1 protein-coding gene is annotated in these 1,214 nt (G+C 59.1%); it reads right to left on the minus strand.

Annotated features, from left to right (window positions below; all coding sequences use genetic code 11):
* A partial coding sequence (locus tag FJD38_RS24395; RefSeq protein ID WP_280116040.1) for a phospholipase D-like domain-containing protein occupies nucleotides 1–1,214 on the minus strand: 1,214 nt, incomplete at both ends.

Genomic DNA, 1,214 nt, shown 5'->3' on the forward strand with positions numbered 1-1,214 from the left:
GCGTTGAGCTGGGCTTCAGTCTCGGCCGACATGGGCAGAGGCGGTGCACTTCCCGGAGCCGGGTCGCTGGTGGCGAGGGTCGCAATGATGATTTTCAGGCCGGGGATTTCCCTGAGTTCGTACGGCTTTTTGTCCGCATCCGTTTTGGCGGCCAGTTCGGCGATCTGTTCCGGGGTCAGGCCGTCCAGTCGTTCACCCACCTCTGGCGTAATGCCTTGCTCAAGCAAGGCGTCGACCTTGGCTTGCAGTTTCTGGATTTTCTCCTGGTGGGCAGGGAGCTGGTAGGGCTGGAAAGGCGGAGTGTTTTTCAGGTGTTCGAGGTCTTCCAGATGCTCCGTCAGGCCTTGAGCCAGATCCCGTTGAACTTGGGGCATGAGCTGTTCCTGACCCAGCGCCTGAAGCATTTCGTAGGTGGTGCCCGAGGCGGTTTTTGAGTCGGGTGTGTTGGTAACCACGAACAGGTAGATGTCGCCCTTTGCGCCCCGGTTTTTGCGGGTTTTGGCGATGGTGCTCAAGCGCTTGGCAAAGTCGCTGTAACGGAAATACTGGTTTTCCATGTACACGTAGTCGCGGGCGTTGCCAATGGCCTTGATGTAGTGCTCAAGAATGGATTTTTCGCCGTACTGCGGCTGGGTGCGGCACACCTGCGCCACGCTGTGGGCGGTGGTGGTGACTACGTCGGGGATGGGCAGGGCGTCGCGTTCTTTTCGCAGCGATGTATCGGCAAACCAGCGCGTGTACCACGGGTTTTCGAGGTCCCAGGCTTGTGCGAAGTTGTGGCTCAGGTCGACCAGTACCGGGCCGGTGACCTTCATCGAGATGTCTTGCCAAGGGCCGAAGCCCTTGTCGCGACCGGCCTTGAGGTCATCAAACAGGTGGGCGTCGGTGTCCCAGTAGTTACGGTGCAGGTTATGGCCCATCACAAAGCCGATGGCCTGCGGCGTGCCGTAGTCCACCAGCACCATTTTTTGATGATGACTGGCGAACTGGGTCAATAACACCATCTGGCCGATGCTCAGGTCGCTGATGCCTTCGGCATTGAGCAGGTCGCGCAGGATGGCGAAGCGGCCCCGCACGATGCTGCTTTGCTCGTCATTCATGACGGTTTCGGTGGTGCTGTCGAAGTCGCGGGTGCGGAACTCGACGTTGTTCATGCGCGAGCTATTGACGTTCTTGAACCAGTCTCGTGTGTAGATCTGCCCCCAGGGGTCGTG

The sequence above is a fragment of the Pseudomonas saxonica genome (assembly GCF_007858365.1).
In the GTDB taxonomy this organism is placed as follows: Bacteria; Pseudomonadota; Gammaproteobacteria; order Pseudomonadales; family Pseudomonadaceae; genus Aquipseudomonas; species Aquipseudomonas saxonica.